The organism is Pseudobdellovibrionaceae bacterium, assembly GCA_020635075.1.
In the GTDB taxonomy this organism is placed as follows: domain Bacteria; phylum Bdellovibrionota; class Bdellovibrionia; order Bdellovibrionales; family UBA1609; genus JADZEO01.
The window spans coordinates 1,338,214-1,357,272 of sequence record JACKAM010000001.1; the positions used below are offsets into that span (position 1 = coordinate 1,338,214).

A 19,059-nucleotide genomic window follows, 5' to 3' on the forward strand; every position below is an offset into this window, starting at 1 on the left:
AAGTGACCTTGAAAGCCTGGCGCATTTGGCTCATCACCATTTTGGTGGCCACCACATTTATTTTAACCACCGCTTTCCAAGCTTGTTCCGGCAAGAGTGGTAGCAGCCCACAAAATTCCAAAGCCGGAGGCGGAAGTGGTAATGGTGCGGGCTATGGCGGTAAGCCAGGGCCGGGTAAGTACTACTGGACCGAGCGAGGCCACCAGTGCACTGAGAGAAACACCGGCAAAATCACTCCTGTTCGCGGTATGATGGAAATCAAAAAAGATGAGACTGTGACTTATTCAGAGGGCTGTAACGGCGACAACCCGCAAGCTGTCACCGCTGATGAACTCAAGATGTCCGAGGCCAACAATCAGGTCTTTAGTTATCTCACCGGCACCTCAAGCTTTGAGAAGGCTGAAGAGATCCCTCTGGTTACCGACACTATCAAATACATCCACGAAGTCTGTTACTTCTTCCCAGGCGGGGCCTTGCCTGGGGAATACGTGGATCTGCAAGTGGTTTTGCGTGAGGCCATGCCCAACACCCAGGAGCACCCCACCCAAGTTTTCTTCTCTCGATTTGAGACCAATTTCACTTTGTTCACCGGCTTACTGCCTCAGTTCCTGAGTTTGTTTGACGGCAGCGGTGTCACTCAGGACTCTTATAGTTCCAGCAACCCTCACTTTTTACTCTCTCTCAACAAGCCTATCATCCTCAACCCCTTACGTTCGGGCAATATGGAGCTGGATCTCGACGGCGAACGACGCACTTTTCGCACCGATGTGTGCATCATGAACAACATCTTGCCGTAGAACTGGCTCGAAAACGAATTCCAAGGCTAGCGGCCGTTTTCGCGACAAAGCCTCTCAAAGGTTTCAGACATGACATGATAGGCTTTGTCCTGTAGCTCAGGACGCCTCTCCAAATCATAGCCTTGAGTTGAGATCTGAGGCAGGACTTCAATAATGACCTTATTGTTCCAACGCCCCCAACAGGCAAAGACCTGGCCTTTGCTCTGCACCCGCCAGGCACCGTGAACTACGATGGGGATCAATGGGCACTGGGCCTGGGTGGCGAAGACAAAGGGGCCGGTTTTAAATGGGTAGATTTTGGTTCCATCTTTGCGCGTCCCCTCTGGAGCGAGAGCAAAACACTCGCCCTTTTTCACCCGAGGGATACTCTGTTCATAAACCTTCAGCACTTCTTCCCGATTCGCGCGGGCAATGGGCAAAACACCCATGCTCTTGAGGGTGGGACCAAAAATCGGAATTTTAAACAACTCCACCTTTGCTCCCCAGCGGATGGACCCAAAGATTGCCGAATTGATGATGGGGATGTCAAAATTGCTGGAGTGATTAAACAGACAGACTCCACCTGGCGTTCCAGGCTTGGGGAAGTTCTCAAGGCCTCTGACCTCAATATCCAAACCAAACAAGGTACAGAGGCCTTTGCCCCAGGTGTGAAAGATCACATCACGGATGCGATTGGATGGAAAGAGAAGGAGGGTAACGATCGCCACCGACCCATAGGTCAGGGTCCAAATGGCCGCCAAAGGCGTTGCGACGATCGATCTCAAATAGCTTAAGAAAACAAAAAAGGGCGACTCTTTCAAGGTCTCCGCAGACTCCATTGATTATATTCTCCTCAGTTAGTGACCAGAGGACCAACCCCGGAATAGGGCCTCCTCACCGACTGCCATTCGCCCTACTCTGCCGAGTCACCTTCGGACCCCTTGTCAGAGTCCAAAAAGCCCAATATCCGTCGCCGGGCGAATTTCTTCTGCCGCAATTTATACTGCTCATGGGAAGAGGGTCCACTCAAATTTTGCGTGTAGGTCTCATAATCCATGATTTGCACCTCGTAAGGATAAAAGAAATTCAGGCGCCTGGACTTCTCAACCCCTGGAATATCCACATGGATGAGGCGCCGAGTGATGAATTTGAGAAAGCGGTACTCGCCACTGGAAAACATATTGAGCTTCTTCAGGTAATGAGCCCCTTCCCCTGCCTGCAGGAGCTTTTCATGAAGCTTTTGATCAACCTCGTCTAAGGTGTATTCACGCCCTTTCGTAAAACTCTCCATAACCTCTAAGAAGATATCCAAAGGGTAGATGGTGTTGTTGGACTCATCCGATATTCCGTGGGGAAAGCTCACCAGATTCTTTTGCTCCAAAAAACGTAAGACGCGAAAAACATCAAAGAGATGGCGAGTGACAAAACGTACACCTAGTTTATCCAAGATCGTGAAAGCCACGGCACTGGGTTTGGCTAAGAGTTTGTTCACTGAGGAATCTGAACTCTTAAAAGATTTAACGACGAATTTTTCCAGACGGATTCGCCCCGGATCGGAGGGGCCGCCCAGCCAAATGCCTGTAACCGGGTCCTTGTAGATCTCACGCCTGAAGGGTTCGAGAATCTGCTCCTGAATGTCGGAAGAAAACTGAAAAAACAAATCGTTTTCCAAATGTACCAAAACGTGCATCACCCGCAAAATCGCGCAGGCCCAATTCTGCACCGAGTTTTGTTTCACCTCGCGGGTGCTGGCATAAATCAACAGGTAGGCGAGGTTTTTGAGCTGATTGGGATCCGCCAGCATCTCGGGAATTTCCTCTCCTTCCTGGAGAAGATGGGTGCGAATGTAATTCACCGCCCGGCGATAGTACCGCCACAAAAGATCCAGGTCTTTCTCTGAAGACAAATCATAGCCGTAGGCTTTGACAAAATGATGGGCCTCATCCAATCCACGGATGTTGAGGCGCTGAATATCAAGGGATGGTGTTCCGCCCACTAGAGTCTGCAAGACTCCCGGGTCAAAATGAAAATTGTAACTCATCTCGGTGTAAGGCTAACTGGCAGAATTGGGAGGAGCAATAAAAAACCCCCGGAGAGGGTGGGTATTTTGGGTTAAGGGTCTCTCCGGGGGCTTAAGGGGGGGTTCATTTGTTAGTTACAATGAGCTTTTCCTGTTGACTCTCCTCTTAGTTGCAATTGAAAAAGCCGCAAGTGGCGACATAAAAGTTACCGAGTGTGCCGGTCGCACCAGGAGCCACTCCGTCCCAGTACTGTTTGTTGTCAAACTTCACCACTCCATGGAAGTAATCGTTGCCGATGGTACCTTCCAAAGTGATGCTTCCATAAGCATCCGAGAAGGTGATCACCGCCTGATTGCCATTGACATAACCGTCAGCTGCACCACGAATATGGATGGGATACTCAGGGATCACATTGCCAGCACCATCAGTTTGGCCTGCAAAGCTGTCCCAAATAGACACCCGTAACTCAGCTGTTTCTCCGCGAATCCGCTGATTACTCGGGCCAGTGGTGAATGAGGACTCCGTTTCCACTCGTCCCCAAAAGCGCACACCTGTATCTTGACCAGGTTGACCGCTGACATAGCCAAATTCAGCCGGATCAACGGTGGCGCTCACAAAATAATAGACAGCATCACGAAAGGCATCTTCGGGACTCCCAACAATCTCGCCCCATGTGGTTCCAGAAACGGGATTGAATTTCACAGGCTGTCCATGCTGATCAACGGCACCACGATTGACGATTTCACTGGGACCACGAGCATTTCGTCCGCTACGGATAGATTGTCTTTTATCCTTTTTGCCACAGCCGCTTACCGCAACTGATAGACAGGCAATCAAGAATATATTCAACAACTGCTTCATCGGTCCTTCTCCTTCGACCTCTGTTGGTCGATTCGCTTACCTTTCTTAAAGGCAAGGCCAATGCCGAAAAATCAGGGTTCTTCCCCTTCCCATTTCGAGATGAGACCCCTTGGCACGGTCCAAAGGGGCTTTTGCCGCTTTTGCGCCAACGACTGACAAGGAAGTGGACAAGAGGTGCCAGGTTCCGAATATGCGTCCTCATGCAACAAACTATCTGATTCGCAATCAGCGAGTTTGTTGCATGAGGACGCATATTCGGAACCTGGCACCTCATAAAAAAAGCCCTCTCCGTGTGCGGGAGAGGGCTGGACCTCGGGTTGGGTCAAGGTCTCGTTGGGTTGGGTTGGGCAAATTCTATTGGGCGCCCTGGCCTCCTTTAATGGGACCTGTGGGCGTCCAGGGGGGCGCCGTCCGCTCTTTAAGAACTTGGACTTTGTCGCCCACACTCCCACCGCCAGTGAGAACGTCATTTTTGGGACGGGCACTGCCGGCTTGATACTGGTAGTGTTTAGTCTTGCAACTCTGGCAGTTGTCGTTGACGTGCACGTAATCATCAAAGGCACGCCATTGACTGCCATCATCGCGATCCAATACATCCGCATGAGGAATCAGGGAGGCTCCCATATAACCGGAGTTGGAATGGTACTCTACCACCACCTGGCCGTTACTCAGACAATCGGCTCCAATGGCGTATTTCGGTTTCGATAGAGGGCCATTATTGTAGATATTGAGCTGATAGTCTCCGCTCTGGCCTTTAATTGCCTCAATCGTTTCCGAGGAGTGCTCCAGGTCGGCGCGATGAAATGGTCTGCCCTTTTCAGGACAATCCATTGTTTGGACGACCTGGACGGCCTCATAAGACCCGACAACTTTCCTTCCGCTGTCAGGGTGCCAAGCGTAGATGCTTCCGTCCGGAAAGACAGCCAGGGCTTTCCACAGGACGCCTGTGGTCGACTTAAAATAATGTCCGGCACAGACTTCCCGGTGGCATTTGATCGATTTCGTGTGCTGAGACTTATTCACCGGAGTCCGAGTTCGGCCAGCAAGGGCACCCAAAGACTCAAGCTTTCCCGTTTTGCCCCAAGAGCCATCTTCCTGCTCAACAACTAGCTGAACATTTGATGTTCCTTTTTCCAGGACATAAAAGGTCTTAGGTGGTTCGGCTCCCTGAGCCACCCCACCTAGGGCGAATAAAATATAGATGGTAACGAGTCTCTTCATGATCTCCTCCAGATTCCTTACACCCTTCTATAACAAGCTTGATGCCGAGATTTTGTCTCATTTTGAGACTTGAGAAGCCAATAGGCAGGGTTTCAGCGAATGCCACCCGGGATGGACAATTTTGGGACATCAACTGTCAAAGGGCCTTGCAAGTTCTCCCTCAAAGCCTATCCAGTCCCCGAAGACCCTGGCATCGAATCTGCTCCTGGCACCAGGAGATGAAAATGCCTAAGACCCTTGTCTTTATTGTCCTCAGTCTATTGACCAGCACGTTGGCCCTCGCCGGTCAGGAGCCCCTACGCTTTTTCGATGCCCACTACCATTTCCCCGATGACGCCACCCTGGAATTCGTGGGTCGCCTGCGGAAGCCTGGAGAGTTCTTCCTACGCGAAGGGGCCCTACTCTTATCCGACTACAACGAAGACAATCCAGAGGCCTTGTTTTCCCTTCAGCAAATGGTTTCACAGTCAATTGCTCGAGACAGGACTGGTATGAAGCTCTACGGTCTTTGCGGCGTCAGCCTAAGAAGCCCTATTGCCGCTGAACAGGTCGAGCGCTGCTTGGATCTTCCTCATATGGTGGGAGTGAAACTCCACCTCCACGGCAGCTCCTCACGGCTTTCCAATGAGGCTTGTCAGCCACGTCACTGCCCTCCCCACATTGCTCAGGGCTACGGCGAAACCTTTAAAAAAGTGGCTGAAGTCGTAGCCTCCAAAAAAGGCCTTATCCTCATCCACTTTGTCCACTTCACCGAGTTTCTCCCCATCGCCCAACAGGGCTATTATGTTAACGGCACGGGGTGGGAAGAGGAACGCAAGGAGACTCTATTTCTCGCTCAGGTGGCCAACGAAAATCCTCAGGCTCGGTTTGTCATCGCCCATGGAGGGGTAGGCTCCTCGCTCAACCCAGCCAACATTGAGTGGCTTGCTCGACAAATCAAACAGCGAAATGTGTATTTGGAAACTTCTGCTATTGGTGTCCACGGATTCGGTTTTGGCCTGTGCGCCAGTAAGGAAAGGCCCTTCTTCGTATTCGCAGATGAAGAGTGGGCACCACTCACAGATTCACAAGAATGCCTGACCAATCTTGAATCCCCTCTCAAGTCGCCCGACAGCCTAACCATTGTTAACTCATGGAAAACCCTCGGTCTGGACCGTGTGCTGTTCGGCACCGACGGTCCGGCTCCGGCCATGGAACTGGAGAGCATTCAATACCTTCTTCACAACCCTCACCTGAACGACAGTGAAAAGGCCCTGATTCTCCGTGAAAATGCCAGAAGCCTTTTCCCCCAAAAATAGCAGCACTCTTTCCCACCAGCCGGGCGGATAAATCCCACTCTTAGAGTTTTAATCTGGCAAAGGACCCATTTAGCCTCAAACCGGCACGATATAACCAACTGACTTTACGTCGTTTTTCCGATTATATGTATTATTGTTGATTTTATATATATCGATATATACACTTAGTCTTGTGATGATTCTGGATGCAACCTCAGATCAGGTCTCTGATAGAGATCGAGGAATCGCCCAGTTTTCACCACAAAAGTTGAATGTGTGTTTCAAACCATCCAGATGTTGTTAGCATCTGGTAGGTGCCAGGTTCCGAATATGCGTCTTTGTGCAACAAACCTGTTGATTCAAGAATCAATTAGTTTGTTGCACAAAGACGCATATTCGGAACCTGGCACCTACAAAGGAGGACCTATGGACATCCATGTTTTTGATTTTCACATGACGGCTTGGCAGGTCGCTGTGACGATTGGCCTATTGTTCATGATTGCCGAAGTCTTTGTTCCTGGCTTTGTCATGTTTCCCATCGGCCTGGCTTTTATGGCGACAGCACCGATCACCCTATGGGTGGATAGCTTTGCCGGGCAAATCGCAGTCCTCGCAGGCTTGCTCATTGTCACCTTTGTGATCTTTCACAAACTCATCCCCCGCACCCAGCCCCATGAACGGCTGTCAAATGTGGACGACATGATTGGCAAAACGGCTACCGTAGAAGTGGACATCGACAACGATGCCAATGCCGGTTACGTCAAACTCTACGGCGACAGCTGGCGGGCGGTAAATTTGGAAGATGGAACAATCGGCAAAGGCTCAAAGGTCAAAATTGAACAGCTGGACGGAAACAAAGTCCTAGTCCGCAAGATTTGAGATATAGAAAATAATATTGTCCCTCATAGCGAAGGAGAGAACATGGAAATTTCAATTGTCTTAGCTGTGGTGATGGCAGTGGTTGGTCTGACCATTATCAGTCGCGGCTTTAAGATCGTCCAACAAAGTGAATGTATGATTGTCGAGCGACTGGGAAGCTACTCCCGCACCATGAAGAGCGGCTTTCATATTGTCGTCCCATTTATTGAACAGACTTTGGATGTTTACTGGGTCCACAATGGGCAAATGGTTCTCGATAACCGCATTGACCTGCGAGAAACAGTACTCGATGTGCCCGAACAAACGGTGATTACTAAGGATAACGTCTCGATCAACATCGATGCCCTGTTGTACATTCAGATTACCGACCCGGTGAAGGCCTCTTACGAGATCGCCAACCTTCCAATGGCGGTTGGACAGTTGGCCCAGACCTCCTTACGTAACGTGATCGGCGAAATGGATCTGGATGAAACCCTGGCTTCGCGGGATGTGATCAACACCAAGTTAAAGACCATTTTGGATGAAGCCACCGATAAGTGGGGCACCAAGGTCAACCGGGTGGAGCTGAAAAACATCACTCCTCCCAAAGAAATCCAACTGGCCATGGAAAAGCAGATGCAGGCCGAGCGAGAGCGTCGCGCCCAGGTTTTGGAAGCCGAAGGTGACAAACAGGCCTTGATTGCCCGCTCTGAAGGTAAACGCCAGGAGAACATCAACTTCGCCGACGGTGAACGAGAAGCAGCCATTCGCAGAGCCCAGGGTGAGGCCCAGGCTATCATAGAGGTGGCTGAGGCCGAGCGCGAAGCCATTGAAAAAATCAAATCAGCTCTGGGGACCTCAGATCTCACCGCCCAGTATTTGATTGCCTCCACCTATCTGGAGAAGTTCGGCCAGTTCACCCAAAAAGGGGGGGACAAGGTTTTCATTCCCTACGAAGCCTCCACAGCCTTGGGAACGCTGGGCTCCATCAGCGAGCTGGTGTCTGGTGGCAGAATCTTCTCTGGAAACGGCGGAAGCCCCAACACCAAGATGAGCCGTACGGTGAACCCGCAGTAGGTAAAGTGCCAGGCGTATTTTTTGGATCCACAGTAACAGAAAGGGAGAGCAATCGCTCTCCTTTTTTATTGCCGTATTTTGGTAACAAAATACTTTACCCGATCGGCGTTTTCAACAGCCGGCGCCGCATGAAGAGCAATAAGCCCAGTGGCATAAGCAAGGAAATTAAAGCGAGACCGCCTGAAGCACCAGGGCCAGAACCACTTCCGGGTCCCTTGATCATTCCCGAGGCAAACAAGCACCCGGAAGGCATTTCAACTTTGTTGTCCTTTTGGGCCTCCTGAGACCCCTGAGAGGACTGCCCACCACCATCTCCACCACCGCCGCCTGTCGGCGGCGGCGTAGGACCAGTCGCGGCCACTAGTCGAATATCCACGCATTGAACATAAAGTTGACCCGGTTGATCACTCATCACCTGTACCAATCGCAGCGTACAGCGATCACAGGTCACATTGGGTAAGCGCACACTCTCGTTGTGCGACCCACGGTTTTGAGTGTCTTCCTTGCGTAAAAGTTCGTTTTGCGCCAAAGAAAAACCCTGATCGTTTTGCAGAGAGAATTGGACCAAAAAGCGTCCAGGGTGGTTGATGGTCTCATCCCAGGTGAAGTTAATCGTGCTTCCCGCAGTTAACTGCAGCGGATTTGCTCCCCTTGCGACTCCCCCACAAGGATCCTGATCTCCACTATTAGACTTGGTTCCATCAGTGGTTCCCGTACGGGGACGAGGCGTGTTCAAGCGAATGTGTGCCTGACTTTCCACAGCCAGGAACAGAACAAGAGTTGCCAATAGAAATTTTCCTCTGATGAACATCCTTGATCTCCCTATTGCTTATCCAAGCCCGCTTACAAGGTGCTTTGACAATGATGAATGGATTCTTCCAAATAGGTCCCCAGCTCCACTCGGGCGTCCTGAGCCCGCAACACAGCGTTGGACCGAGACTGCTTTGGTCCGCACTGAATTTCAGCATAGTTATACTTACCCCCGGGGCGCCCATCTGCGGCAACACAGTCGGGACATAGTTGTAGGGCCCTGGAGGAATCGTAGTTCATCTCCTCAACATCGGCACAAACCTCTTCACCCGTGGACAACAAAACACACGATTGGTAGGAAGAGCTGCCGTCATCTAGATCTGGAGCATACCGATAGACGCGACATTGGTAGGCCTCAACACAGGCACTTGCAGTGAGCTTTCCAGATTGACTTCGGTGGTACTTGAGACCGTCCTCAAAGCCAGCTCCAGAACCGGGCTGCCCCTGTTGAGAACAGTTTTGAAAAAATAAAACGAGGATCGCAAGGACCGTTAGTCCTCCGACACCCACTATTGCCCTTCGCATAAACGCTACGCCCCTTCAATTCAATTCTCACATGGTCGGGTGATACCGACAACGAGAATATAAAGAGGCTAGTTTATTCGCAATGTTGTTGTTCCAACCTGAGACAGGTTCCCGGGATTTTGGTATTTTGGTACCACAATACCAGGCGCACTACTTGGCGTAGAACTTCCGATCTGTCTTAGCCATATTCAGCAAGGGTGTCGTCGGGGCAAAGCGCTTGCCGTAGCGAGTGGCCAGCAGCTCCAGCTCTTGGACAATGTAGGGAGTGCCGAGAGAATCCGCATAACGCAATAATCCGCCACGAAAAGGGGGAAATCCCGTTCCCATAATCATGGCCAGGTCCACGTCTTCCGGTTTTTCCACAATACGGTCCTCGATCAGAGCCAAGGCGGCCTCATTAATCATGGCGAACATGCCCCGCTCGATCACTTCCTTTTCATCCAATTTGTCCGTGGGAGTGTCGAGACCCAGTTCCTTATAGATCGACTGGTCCACTTCGGTCTCCTTGCCTTTTTCATCGTAGAGATAAAATCCCTTGCCACCTTTGCGGCCTAATCGCTTGGAGCCTTCTACGTTGGCGACCAGTTTGGAAACGTGAATGCGATCACCAAAGGCGTTTTTGAAGATCTTTAAGACCTTCATTCCCACATCAAGACCAACCTCGTCCATCAACCGACATGGACCCATGGGCATACCAAACTTGTGAGTGTAAATCCGGTCCAAAGTTTCAACCGACATCCCGTCTTCGAGTAAAAACAGGGCCTCACTCATCCACGGCAAGAGCAAACGGTTGACCAAAAAACCCGGGCCGTCTTTGACCACAACGGGGGTCTTCCCCATTTTCTTGGCCAACTCAAAAATGGTCGCCGTGGCTTCATCGTTGGTTTTTTCCCCGCGAATTACTTCCACCAAAGGCATTTTATCCACCGGATTAAAAAAGTGCATCCCAACAAAGTTTTCCGGGTGGGGCAAATCAGCTCCCATCTCAGTGACCGACAAGGATGAAGTATTGGTGGCCATGACCACGTCGGAGCTGCAGTGTTTGGCGGTCTCACCCAATACACTCTTTTTGATTCCCATGTCTTCAACGATGGCCTCCACCACCACGTCCATATTTTGGAAGCCCTGGTAGTCCAGAGTGCCACTGATAAAAGACATGCGCTTTTCCAATTCATACTTATCCATGCGGCGGCGCTGGACCCTCTTGTCCCAAATGGACTTGGCCTGTTTGTATCCCTTGGCAATGGCATCGTGATTGATATCCTTCATGTGGACTTCAATATCCTTATCAGCCGCCACCTGGGCAATTCCTCCACCCATAACGCCAGCGCCGAGAACCGCCATTTTCTTGACCTTATGGCCTTTGATTTCAGGACTAGTGCCGGTCTGTTTTTTGACAGCTTCCATGATGTAGAAAAGATCGATGAGGTTTTTGCTAATCTCAGTGACAGCCACCTCACAAAAACCTTCGGCTTCAATTTTGAGGGCTTTGTCACGATTGGAGTAGCCGATGGTTTTCCTAATGACCTCCAGAGCCTTAAGAGGAGCGGGATAAAACCCTTTGGACTGCTTTAATACCATCTTCTTTGCCTGGCTAAACACCACTGACTTCAGTGGACCCTCGAGCATCTTGTTCATAATACCGCGGGGCTTAAAGCGCTTTTGACGTTTGCCTTTTTTGCCAGCAATGATCTCTTGAGCCAGGGCTTCGGCCGCCGACTCCAGCTGGTCCGCAGGCACGACCTGATCAACCAGACCGATTTTTCTGGCCTTTTCAGGGATCACCGCCTTACCTGCCAGGATAATATCCAAGGCCGCCTGAATACCTATTATTCTTGGCATACGCACACAGCCACCAAAGCCCGGAATAATTCCCAGTTTGACTTCTGGAAGCCCAATGCGAGTACTTTTGTCGTCACTAGCAATGCGATAATCACAGGCCATGATCAATTCACAGCCGCCACCCATACAGGCTCCATTTACTGCAGCAATGACCGGCATGGGCAGATCTTCCAAACTATTGAGAATCTCATGGGCCGGACCCAGTTTCTCCAAAAAATCTTCACGCGAAGTGAGCTTTTTGATCTCGTCAATATCCGCACCCGCAATAAAAATACCGGGCTTGCGCGAAATTAAAATCACAGCCTTGTACTTAGACCCCTTTAGTTCATCGACGATTTCCTTGAGCCGAGCCATGACGGGAGAGGATAGCTTGTTCACCTTCTCGCCAATAAGATCCCATTCCACATAAGCAATATCGCCCTTTGCTACTAGCTTAAGACTCTCCTCGATGCTCATCCGATTCACTCCTGGTTTCGTGAAAAAAGCCCTCTATGTTATGACGGCAGATTGTATGAGATTCTCTCCGAAGCACCTCCTTTGTCAATGAAGGCCCTAGGAGACTCGAATGTTGTTGCGCATCAAACGCCCGGGAGCAGAAAGTTTTTCCCAATGCCGGGTGATCTCTCCACATTGACAAGGCTAAAGAATGGGTTGAAGGTTTATGATGTGCCTTTGTCAGCCCATTTGCCAAGAAAAGAGATGACATGAAGAACGTCGACAAAGAAGCCCTTGAGTACCACACCAAAGGAAGTCCCGGAAAAATCGAAGTCGTGGCCAGCAAAGAAGTTGGGACGGAGTACGCACTCTCACTTGCTTACTCACCAGGAGTTGCCGCCCCTTGTAAGGAGATCGCCAAAAACCCTGAGGATGTTTACAAATACACGATCCGAGGGAATTTGGTGGCGGTGGTCACCAACGGTACAGCTGTCCTCGGACTGGGGGATATCGGACCCCTGGCCGGAAAGCCGGTCATGGAAGGCAAGGGCATTCTCTTCAAGCAATTCGCCAACATCAACGTGTTTGATATTGAGCTAAATACAAAAACCAACGAAGAGTTTATTGCTGCCGTTAAAGCTCTTGAGCCGACCTTCGGCGGCATCAATTTAGAGGATATTAAAGCGCCTGAGTGCTTTGAAATCGAAGAACGTCTCAAAGAAGAAATGTCCATCCCGGTGTTTCATGATGACCAGCACGGAACAGCCATTATCACCGCCGCTGCTTTTATCAATGGCTGCCATTTGACCGGTCGCAAGCTCGCGGACGCGCGAGTGGTCTTTAATGGCGCTGGAGCTGCCGCTATCGCCTGTGCCAAACTCCTCATCAGCATGGGTGCCCAAGCAAAGAACGTTCTCCTGTGTGACTCAAAAGGCGTGATTCGTAAGGGGCGAACTGACGGAATGAACAGTTACAAAGAGGAGTTTGCCGTTGAGACGGAACGCAAAACTTTGGCTGAAGCCCTGGAAGGAGCCGATTGTTTTATTGGCTTGAGTGTAGCCGGCGCTGTAACTCCGGAAATGCTGACATCCATGGCTAAAAACCCCCTCGTTTTCGCCATGGCCAATCCCGTTCCCGAGATCGACCCTCATAAAGCCAAAAAGGTGCGACCAGATGTCATTGTTGCCACTGGCCGCAGTGACTATCCCAACCAGGTCAACAACGTTCTCGGCTTCCCTTCTATTTTTCGCGGGGCCCTGGATGTTCAGGCCACCACGATCAATGAGGAAATGAAGATCGCTGCGGTTAATGCTCTGGCTGAACTGGCCCGGCAGGATGTGCCAGAAAGCGTTTCAGCTGCCTACTCGAACCAGGCCTTTCACTATGGTCCGGAATATATTATTCCCAAGCCTTTTGACTCTCGGGTATTGATCCATGTGGCTCCCGCAGTGGCCAGGGCCGCCATGGACTCGGGTGTGGCGAAAAGACCAATTCAGGATTTCAAGAAGTATATTGAAGAACTGGAAGGGATGCAGAGCTACCGACGCGGGTTTATCCGCTCTCACATAAACCAGGTCAAAAACAATGCCCGGCGCAAGCAAGAGGCGGTTCCATTGATCGTTTTTCCAGAGGGCCGCAGTTCAAAAATCCTCAAAGCTCTCCAGTCCGTCCATCAGGAAAGAGTCATCCGCCCCGTTCTACTCGGCTACGAAGACGCGGTCCATGCACGGATGGATGAGTTGGAGTTGAGTGATCTAAAGGGAATCGAAATTTGGCAGCCGGCCAAGCACCCTAGATTCAGCGAGTACGTGGAGAAATTCTACGACAAACGCAAACGCAAGGGTGTGATGCTTGCCGAAGCAGAGCGCCTCATGTCTGATCCCTATTATTTTTCTGCCATGGCCGTGGCCGAAGGGGATGCAGATGGCCTTGTTTCCGGAGCCACTCACCCCTACTCAGAGTGTGTACGCCCCATCCTAGAACTCATTGGCACGGGACGAAGAAGAACCGCATCAGGTCTCAATATTGTTCTTTGGCAGGATCGTATCCTTCTCTTTGCTGACACTACAATCAACATTGACCCCACCTCCGAGCAGCTGGCTAACATTGCTGTACATGCGGCTCAGGTGGCTAAGTTCTTTAAGATCGATCCCAAAATAGCCATGCTTTCCTACACCAACTTCACCGCGGAAAAAGAGAGTCCAAAAAAGATGAGGCGCGCAGCTGAACTAGTACGGGAACGCTATCCACGCCTGATCGTTGACGGCGAAATGCAGGCTGATACCGCCGTGAATCCCCAGATTATGGAAAGAATCTTTCCCTTCGGCGATATCAAAGGTGGAGCCAATGTCTTAGTATTCCCCAACCTGGATGCTGGAAACATCGGCTACAAGCTTGTCCAACAGCTCGGGGGGGGCGAGGTTTTAGGCCCCTTTATCATGGGTCTCAAAAAGGCCGCAAATGTGCTTCAGAGAACCTGCTCAGTTGACGATGTAGTAAATACGATTGTTATGACTGCAGTTGAAGCCCAGGTGCTAAAGGAGTAATACGACCCCTCTATGCAAATGCAGGCGAAGACTCAAGATAAGGCCATCGTCGTTGGCGTAGGCCTCAAAACAGACTCTTTTGTGGAGCTAAAGGACAGCTTGGCCGAGCTTGAAGAGCTGGTCTACGCCGCCGGAGGGGACGTTGTCGGAACGGTCGCGCAAACACTCCATCAATACAATCCTGCAACACTCTTGGGCTCGGGCAAGGTCAGTGAAATCCGGGAATTGGTAGAAAATGCGGGAGCCTCTCTAGTCGTGATCGACCGCCATCTTTCGGGAGTTCAAGGGCGAAATCTGGAAAAGGAGATTGGCGTTAAGGTTTTGGACCGTACCCAGTTGATTCTGGATATTTTTGCTCAGAGAGCGAAGACTTACGAGGGAAAGCTTCAGGTGGAATTGGCGCAAATGTTGGATCAGCTCCCACGTATGGTGGGTGCCTGGCAGGGCTCTCTCTCAAGACAAGCTGGGGGCATTGGCACCCGAGGTCCTGGTGAGACGGCCTTGGAAATTGACCGCCGCCGAATTCACAGCCGTATTAAGGTGCTCAAGAAAAAGCTAGCTACGGTAACAAAGAACCGAGCCCAGTATCGGGCGGCCCGCCAGAGGTACGAAATCCCCAGCTTCGCCTTGATTGGCTACACCAATTCTGGCAAGAGCACCCTGCTTAACCAGTTGTGCAATGCCCGAGTTCTCACCAAGGACCAACCCTTTGCCACTTTGGACCCGGCCACCCGAAAGGTGTTTTTGCCTGAGGTAAAAAACGCTGTCGTCACCGACACGGTGGGTTTTATCCGCCGACTGCCGACAGAGCTCATTGAAGCCTTTAAGGCCACTCTAGAGGAGTCCGTCGATGCGGATGTTTTGATCCATGTGGTAGACCTCAGCAGCGATCAGATGCAAAGCCAAATGCAAACCGTTCATAACCTGATCAACGAGTTTGGTTGGCAATCCAAACCAATCATTCATGTGTTCAACAAGGTGGATAAGGCACCATTTGAACGCCAGTTCCAAGTCAAGGAACATCCTCGAGTGTTCTTAAGTGCCTTGACAGGTGAAGGAGTTGAAAAGCTCCGCAATCAAATGGTGGAGCAGGTACGCGCCCTGCACAAAGAGACAGAGTTATTTTTTCCCAAATCAGAAGAGTACCTCATCTACGAACTGGGCAGGGAAACAAGTATCAACCGCACCGAACCAAACAGTGCCGGCACTGTTTGTTTTGCCAACTTGACTCCTGACCAACTCCACCGTTGGCAAAACTTTTTAGTCAAAAAGGAGTCAATTAACAACAAGCATCATCCACAGCCCAACCTGACGGAAGACACTCCCGATGATGAGTAGACTGAGGCACGAGGTCAGTGCGGCCTGATTGTATCAAATTTCCACAAACAAAGTCGCTCTAATTCGACTAGTCCCTCACCACCCATGGTTGGTTGATCAGTTTAGACAAAAAATCCTGGATTTGATTGAGCACAGAATTTGAATGTCCAAAAAACCAGGGAAGCTATTCCCCTCCAGGGGCAATGCTTGGGCGATACCAAAACATGTAATCACGGGGGGCTCAGGATGAGTCGACAAGATGGACAGGACTGTCTCCAATCTCAAAAGTATAACCTCAAATCTTTAGTTACATCTGCCCTGACAATCATCATATCAGGCTCCCTCTTGGGCTGTGAAAGTGGTTATCAAAGCAAAGTCTCTACTGGGGAGCAGCCAAATGCTACAGGTGGCCCACCCAGTGGACCTAGTCACAAAGTTCTCTATGGCTTTACCAACTTCCTCTACGACGACACCGAGGATGCGACCGGGAATACCGAGACTAATACCTTGGGCAAAGGTCTTTCCCTAAGTCTTAGTCACTCAACTATTTACTTTCACCATGCCATCTCCTGCGTCACCTGGTTGGAGGAGTTAATGGATGCAGAGACCAACCCGGCCACTCTCGCCGAGTGGGCATCCATCAAAGCGGCCCTCGATACTTCGGGGTTTAAAGGCGCCTTAATGCTGACTCTGACTCCTACGAAAGGTAACCGCGTTGCGCTCAATAATGATTGTCAAAGTCAGGCTATGGGCAACAGCTATAGTGAGCTGGAGAAGGCTTCTCCCGGGTTCTCAGCCAAGATGATCGACGATCCCATGGTCATGGATCTTTACTATAAATATGTCGTACGCATGATTGAATATTTTGGCCCTCAGTATGTCGACCTGGGCTACAAAATGGGATTTGATTTGGCAAAAGATCCTTACATTTGGCAACGCTACGTTGCCATTCACACCCATGTCTTTGACAAACTCAAGGTCAGCCACCCGGAAGTGCAGCTGACGTTTTCAACAAATGCCTATGTTCTGCGATCTAAAAGCCAAGGTGGCCCGTCCCACGGAGAACTCATCAAGCCCTTTCTCGAGGATTATACGGATTTTCTGGGTGTCAGCTACTTCCCCGACTCCGGTCAAATGTCACAGGGCTTTTACACTTCGGACCCCTATGGGGACGGACGTCAAGGTTGGCTTGACATGCTCAAATATCTCCACGACCTTGCTTCCAGCTTGAACAAGACCAAACAGGTCGCAATTCTTGAGACCGGCTACTCCACCCTGCCCGTAGACCTGGCTCCCTTTTACCAAGACATGACAATAGTTGGATCGGAAATCAGTCAAAAACAATGGATTGAGGACCTGATTTCGGAGGCAAAAAAGCAAAACTACCTTTTAGTCAATTGGTCCACTGCCATCGACTATGAACCAATCTGGAATAAGATGCCAGGAGATACGGCCAACCCCCAGGATACAAATGGCCTGATCAAACAACTGGCAATGATCAAACGTAACATGGGATTATGGAGAATTCCGATGGGATATCCAATTAGTTCATCCCTTCCGGTGGCCAGCCAAAGTTTAGAGGCCTGGGCACAAGGATGGGAGTTACGCTGATTTGAATGTCAATGTCATCTGACAGAGGATGTACGGATCAATTTCTTCAAAATCCCAAGGCCCCGGTCTTCACTGCCGGGGCCTTTTTTTGGGGTGTCACCGTTTGAGATAAGGAACTCTCTCTTCTCTAGCCCGAGGTATCTACGACTCTGAGAGAGCAAGTCAGATGCCAGCACAACAACCGCTTGGAATTCCTCAATTCCCATTATGAATCGCCAACTTCTGGTCCCCTATGTGCGCCAACTTGAGTTGGCTAGCCAACTGAAATTGGCGGTTGAACCAGCAATAAGCTAAACTGATCTTGACATGAATGAAGCCAAAAAATTGCACGTATTAGCAGGTGTCGTCAGCCGATTTTTTCGCCATGAGAACCGAGAGGATCTTATCCGCGAAATATTGGAAACCGCGATTGAAGTCACAGGTGCTGACCGAGGCAGTCTGTTTCTATCGCCAATCTCAGAAGGCAAGAGACACGCTCACGTCCTCACCACTCTGGTTGCCACTGGCTTGGACGGGAAGTCCATCACCCTGCCTGACAATAGAGGAGTGGCTGGTCACTGTTATACAACACAGACTCCGCTAATGGTCAACGATGTTAGCAAGGACGATCGCTTCTGTAAGGATGTGGACGAAACCTTTGGTTACATTACCAAGAGTCTGGCTTGTGTGCCCCTGCAGACAATGGCAGGGAAGAAGTTGGGCGCCTTGGAGATTCTTAACAAGAAACAGTCTCAGGACAAATTTGATCAAAGTGACGTTGAGGTTCTGCAGGTTCTGGGGCTTTTTGCTGCTGTTGCTCTCGAGAAAAACCTGGAACTTCGCTCCTTAAAGGAGCAAAAGCGATTCTTGATTGAGGAAAAGCGTCAACGCTACCGCCTGATAGAGGAAGAGCAATTCCTCACTACCCAGTACGCAGATTTAAGAGAGGTCTACCAGCAACTCCCCCACTTCGCTGCTAGTGAAAGCACGGTTTTGATTTCAGGTGAAAGCGGAACGGGCAAAGAACTCGTCGCGCACTACCTCCATCGTCACAGCCCCAGGGCTGACGGGCCTTTTGTGGCCATCAATTGCGCCGCAATTCCGGAATCCCTCTTTGAGGCCGAGCTGTTTGGGGTGGCCAAGGGGGCGGCGACGGGCACAGAGGCTCGAAAGGGCAAACTAGACATGGCAGACGGAGGTACCCTCTTCTTGGACGAGATTGGCGAATTACCTATGGCCGTTCAGGCCAAAATTCTTCGTGCCTTGCAGGAGAAGACTATTACGCCGGTGGGCAGCCCCGACCACCCCCATGAAGTGAACTTTCGCCTGGTTGCTGCAACAAACCGTAACCTTAAGGAAATGATTGGTGAGAATACCTTCCGGGAAGATCTCTTTTACCGCTTAAGCGTCCTGAACATCACTCTACCTCCACTCCGAGATCGGTTAGAGGACTTGCCGCTCATTTGCCAGAACATCTGCCGCCACTTGGAACAGAACCGCGGTTGGAAATCTAAGCAGCTTACTCCTCAAGCCATTAATAAACTCAAACACTATTCCTGGCCGGGCAACATCCGGGAACTGCAAAACCGCATCGAAGGTGCGTACATCCTGGCCCATAAATCTTCCCTGATTGGCCCCGAGGCCTTCCCTGTCGAGGAAAACTATCTTCCGGAGGAAACCACACCCGTTCCCCGGGTGGGAGCCCTGGCCAACGTCATTCCCTTCGATCGCACCTTGAGAGATGCACGAGAGGAGTTTGAGAGGCAGTTTGTCATGGAAGTCCTGAAGTCTTGCGACTTCAACAAGACCCACACCGCCCACAAGTTGGGAATCACCCGAGAAGCCTTGCGCAAGATCCTCAAAAGATTAAATGTCGCGTCCTAAATCTCCTTATCCAGGGTGA

The 19,059-nt window shown here is 50.6% G+C and carries 15 protein-coding genes; 8 read left to right on the forward strand and 7 right to left on the reverse strand.

What is annotated here, in order from left to right:
* The first annotated feature begins 8 nt into the window (after positions 1-8).
* Positions 9-797 (forward strand): hypothetical protein, encoded by a 789-nt coding sequence (locus H6624_05840; protein ID MCB9083843.1) that lies wholly within the window; start codon positions 9-11, stop codon positions 795-797.
* A gap of 26 nt (positions 798-823) precedes the next feature.
* On the opposite strand, the gene H6624_05845 is transcribed toward H6624_05840, so the two are convergent.
* The 4 genes from H6624_05845 to H6624_05860 form a co-directional block, all read right to left on the reverse strand.
* Positions 824-1,615, reverse strand: a complete 792-nt coding sequence (locus tag H6624_05845; protein ID MCB9083844.1) for a 1-acyl-sn-glycerol-3-phosphate acyltransferase — start codon at positions 1,613-1,615, stop codon at positions 824-826.
* Between the two features lie 74 nt (positions 1,616-1,689).
* Entirely contained in the window at positions 1,690-2,784 is a 1,095-nt protein-coding gene (locus H6624_05850; GenBank protein MCB9083845.1) for a TIGR04552 family protein, read from the reverse strand.
* 178 nt (positions 2,785-2,962) lie between these two features.
* On the reverse strand, positions 2,963-3,658 hold the full coding sequence (locus H6624_05855; GenBank protein MCB9083846.1) for a hypothetical protein: 696 nt from the start codon (positions 3,656-3,658) through the stop codon (positions 2,963-2,965).
* A 354-nt stretch (positions 3,659-4,012) separates the two neighbouring features.
* The gene (locus H6624_05860) at positions 4,013-4,879 is read right to left on the reverse strand and encodes a hypothetical protein (GenBank protein MCB9083847.1); all 867 of its coding nucleotides are present in this window, start codon (positions 4,877-4,879) and stop codon (positions 4,013-4,015) included.
* 224 nt (positions 4,880-5,103) lie between these two features.
* Between H6624_05860 and H6624_05865 the strand changes: the two genes are divergently transcribed.
* From H6624_05865 to H6624_05875, 3 genes are all read left to right on the forward strand, one after another.
* Positions 5,104-6,177, forward strand: coding sequence for an amidohydrolase family protein (locus H6624_05865; protein ID MCB9083848.1), 1,074 nt, complete (start codon positions 5,104-5,106; stop codon positions 6,175-6,177).
* Between the two features lie 405 nt (positions 6,178-6,582).
* Positions 6,583-7,035, forward strand: a complete 453-nt coding sequence (locus H6624_05870) for an NfeD family protein (GenBank protein MCB9083849.1) — start codon at positions 6,583-6,585, stop codon at positions 7,033-7,035.
* A gap of 42 nt (positions 7,036-7,077) precedes the next feature.
* Positions 7,078-8,091: an SPFH/Band 7/PHB domain protein gene (locus H6624_05875; protein MCB9083850.1), complete on the forward strand. Its 1,014-nt coding sequence runs from the start codon at positions 7,078-7,080 to the stop codon at positions 8,089-8,091.
* A 94-nt stretch (positions 8,092-8,185) separates the two neighbouring features.
* On the opposite strand, the gene H6624_05880 is transcribed toward H6624_05875, so the two are convergent.
* The 3 genes from H6624_05880 to H6624_05890 form a co-directional block, all read right to left on the reverse strand.
* Positions 8,186-8,902, reverse strand: a complete 717-nt coding sequence (locus H6624_05880) for a lytic polysaccharide monooxygenase (GenBank protein ID MCB9083851.1) — start codon at positions 8,900-8,902, stop codon at positions 8,186-8,188.
* 32 nt (positions 8,903-8,934) lie between these two features.
* Complete coding sequence (locus H6624_05885) at positions 8,935-9,426, reverse strand: hypothetical protein (protein ID MCB9083852.1); 492 nt, start codon at positions 9,424-9,426, stop codon at positions 8,935-8,937.
* Between the two features lie 150 nt (positions 9,427-9,576).
* Complete coding sequence (locus tag H6624_05890; protein MCB9083853.1) at positions 9,577-11,724, reverse strand: enoyl-CoA hydratase/isomerase family protein; 2,148 nt, start codon at positions 11,722-11,724, stop codon at positions 9,577-9,579.
* 248 nt (positions 11,725-11,972) lie between these two features.
* On the opposite strand from H6624_05890, the gene H6624_05895 reads away from it, so the two are divergent.
* From H6624_05895 to H6624_05910, 4 genes are all read left to right on the forward strand, one after another.
* A complete protein-coding gene (locus tag H6624_05895; GenBank protein MCB9083854.1) occupies positions 11,973-14,249 on the forward strand; it encodes an NADP-dependent malic enzyme in 2,277 nt (758 codons plus the stop codon).
* Between the two features lie 12 nt (positions 14,250-14,261).
* A complete protein-coding gene (gene hflX, locus H6624_05900) occupies positions 14,262-15,587 on the forward strand; it encodes a GTPase HflX (GenBank protein ID MCB9083855.1) in 1,326 nt (441 codons plus the stop codon).
* A 225-nt stretch (positions 15,588-15,812) separates the two neighbouring features.
* A complete protein-coding gene (locus tag H6624_05905; protein MCB9083856.1) occupies positions 15,813-17,177 on the forward strand; it encodes a hypothetical protein in 1,365 nt (454 codons plus the stop codon).
* Between the two features lie 306 nt (positions 17,178-17,483).
* The gene (locus H6624_05910; GenBank protein ID MCB9083857.1) at positions 17,484-19,040 is read left to right on the forward strand and encodes a sigma-54-dependent Fis family transcriptional regulator; all 1,557 of its coding nucleotides are present in this window, start codon (positions 17,484-17,486) and stop codon (positions 19,038-19,040) included.
* Positions 19,041-19,059 lie beyond the last annotated feature (19 nt).

Coding starts and splice junctions, on each gene's coding strand:
- H6624_05845 (MCB9083844.1), bottom strand. CDS start 1,615: ATGGAGTCTGCGGAGACCTTGAAAGAGTCGCCCTTTTTTGTTTTCTTA.
- H6624_05855 (MCB9083846.1), bottom strand. CDS start 3,658: ATGAAGCAGTTGTTGAATATATTCTTGATTGCCTGTCTATCAGTTGCG.
- H6624_05860 (MCB9083847.1), bottom strand. CDS start 4,879: ATGAAGAGACTCGTTACCATCTATATTTTATTCGCCCTAGGTGGGGTG.
- H6624_05865 (MCB9083848.1), top strand. CDS start 5,104: ATGCCTAAGACCCTTGTCTTTATTGTCCTCAGTCTATTGACCAGCACG.
- H6624_05870 (MCB9083849.1), top strand. CDS start 6,583: ATGGACATCCATGTTTTTGATTTTCACATGACGGCTTGGCAGGTCGCT.
- H6624_05875 (MCB9083850.1), top strand. CDS start 7,078: ATGGAAATTTCAATTGTCTTAGCTGTGGTGATGGCAGTGGTTGGTCTG.
- H6624_05880 (MCB9083851.1), bottom strand. CDS start 8,902: ATGTTCATCAGAGGAAAATTTCTATTGGCAACTCTTGTTCTGTTCCTG.
- H6624_05885 (MCB9083852.1), bottom strand. CDS start 9,426: ATGCGAAGGGCAATAGTGGGTGTCGGAGGACTAACGGTCCTTGCGATC.
- H6624_05890 (MCB9083853.1), bottom strand. CDS start 11,724: ATGAGCATCGAGGAGAGTCTTAAGCTAGTAGCAAAGGGCGATATTGCT.
- H6624_05895 (MCB9083854.1), top strand. CDS start 11,973: ATGAAGAACGTCGACAAAGAAGCCCTTGAGTACCACACCAAAGGAAGT.
- hflX (MCB9083855.1), top strand. CDS start 14,262: ATGCAAATGCAGGCGAAGACTCAAGATAAGGCCATCGTCGTTGGCGTA.
- H6624_05905 (MCB9083856.1), top strand. CDS start 15,813: ATGAGTCGACAAGATGGACAGGACTGTCTCCAATCTCAAAAGTATAAC.
- H6624_05910 (MCB9083857.1), top strand. CDS start 17,484: ATGAATGAAGCCAAAAAATTGCACGTATTAGCAGGTGTCGTCAGCCGA.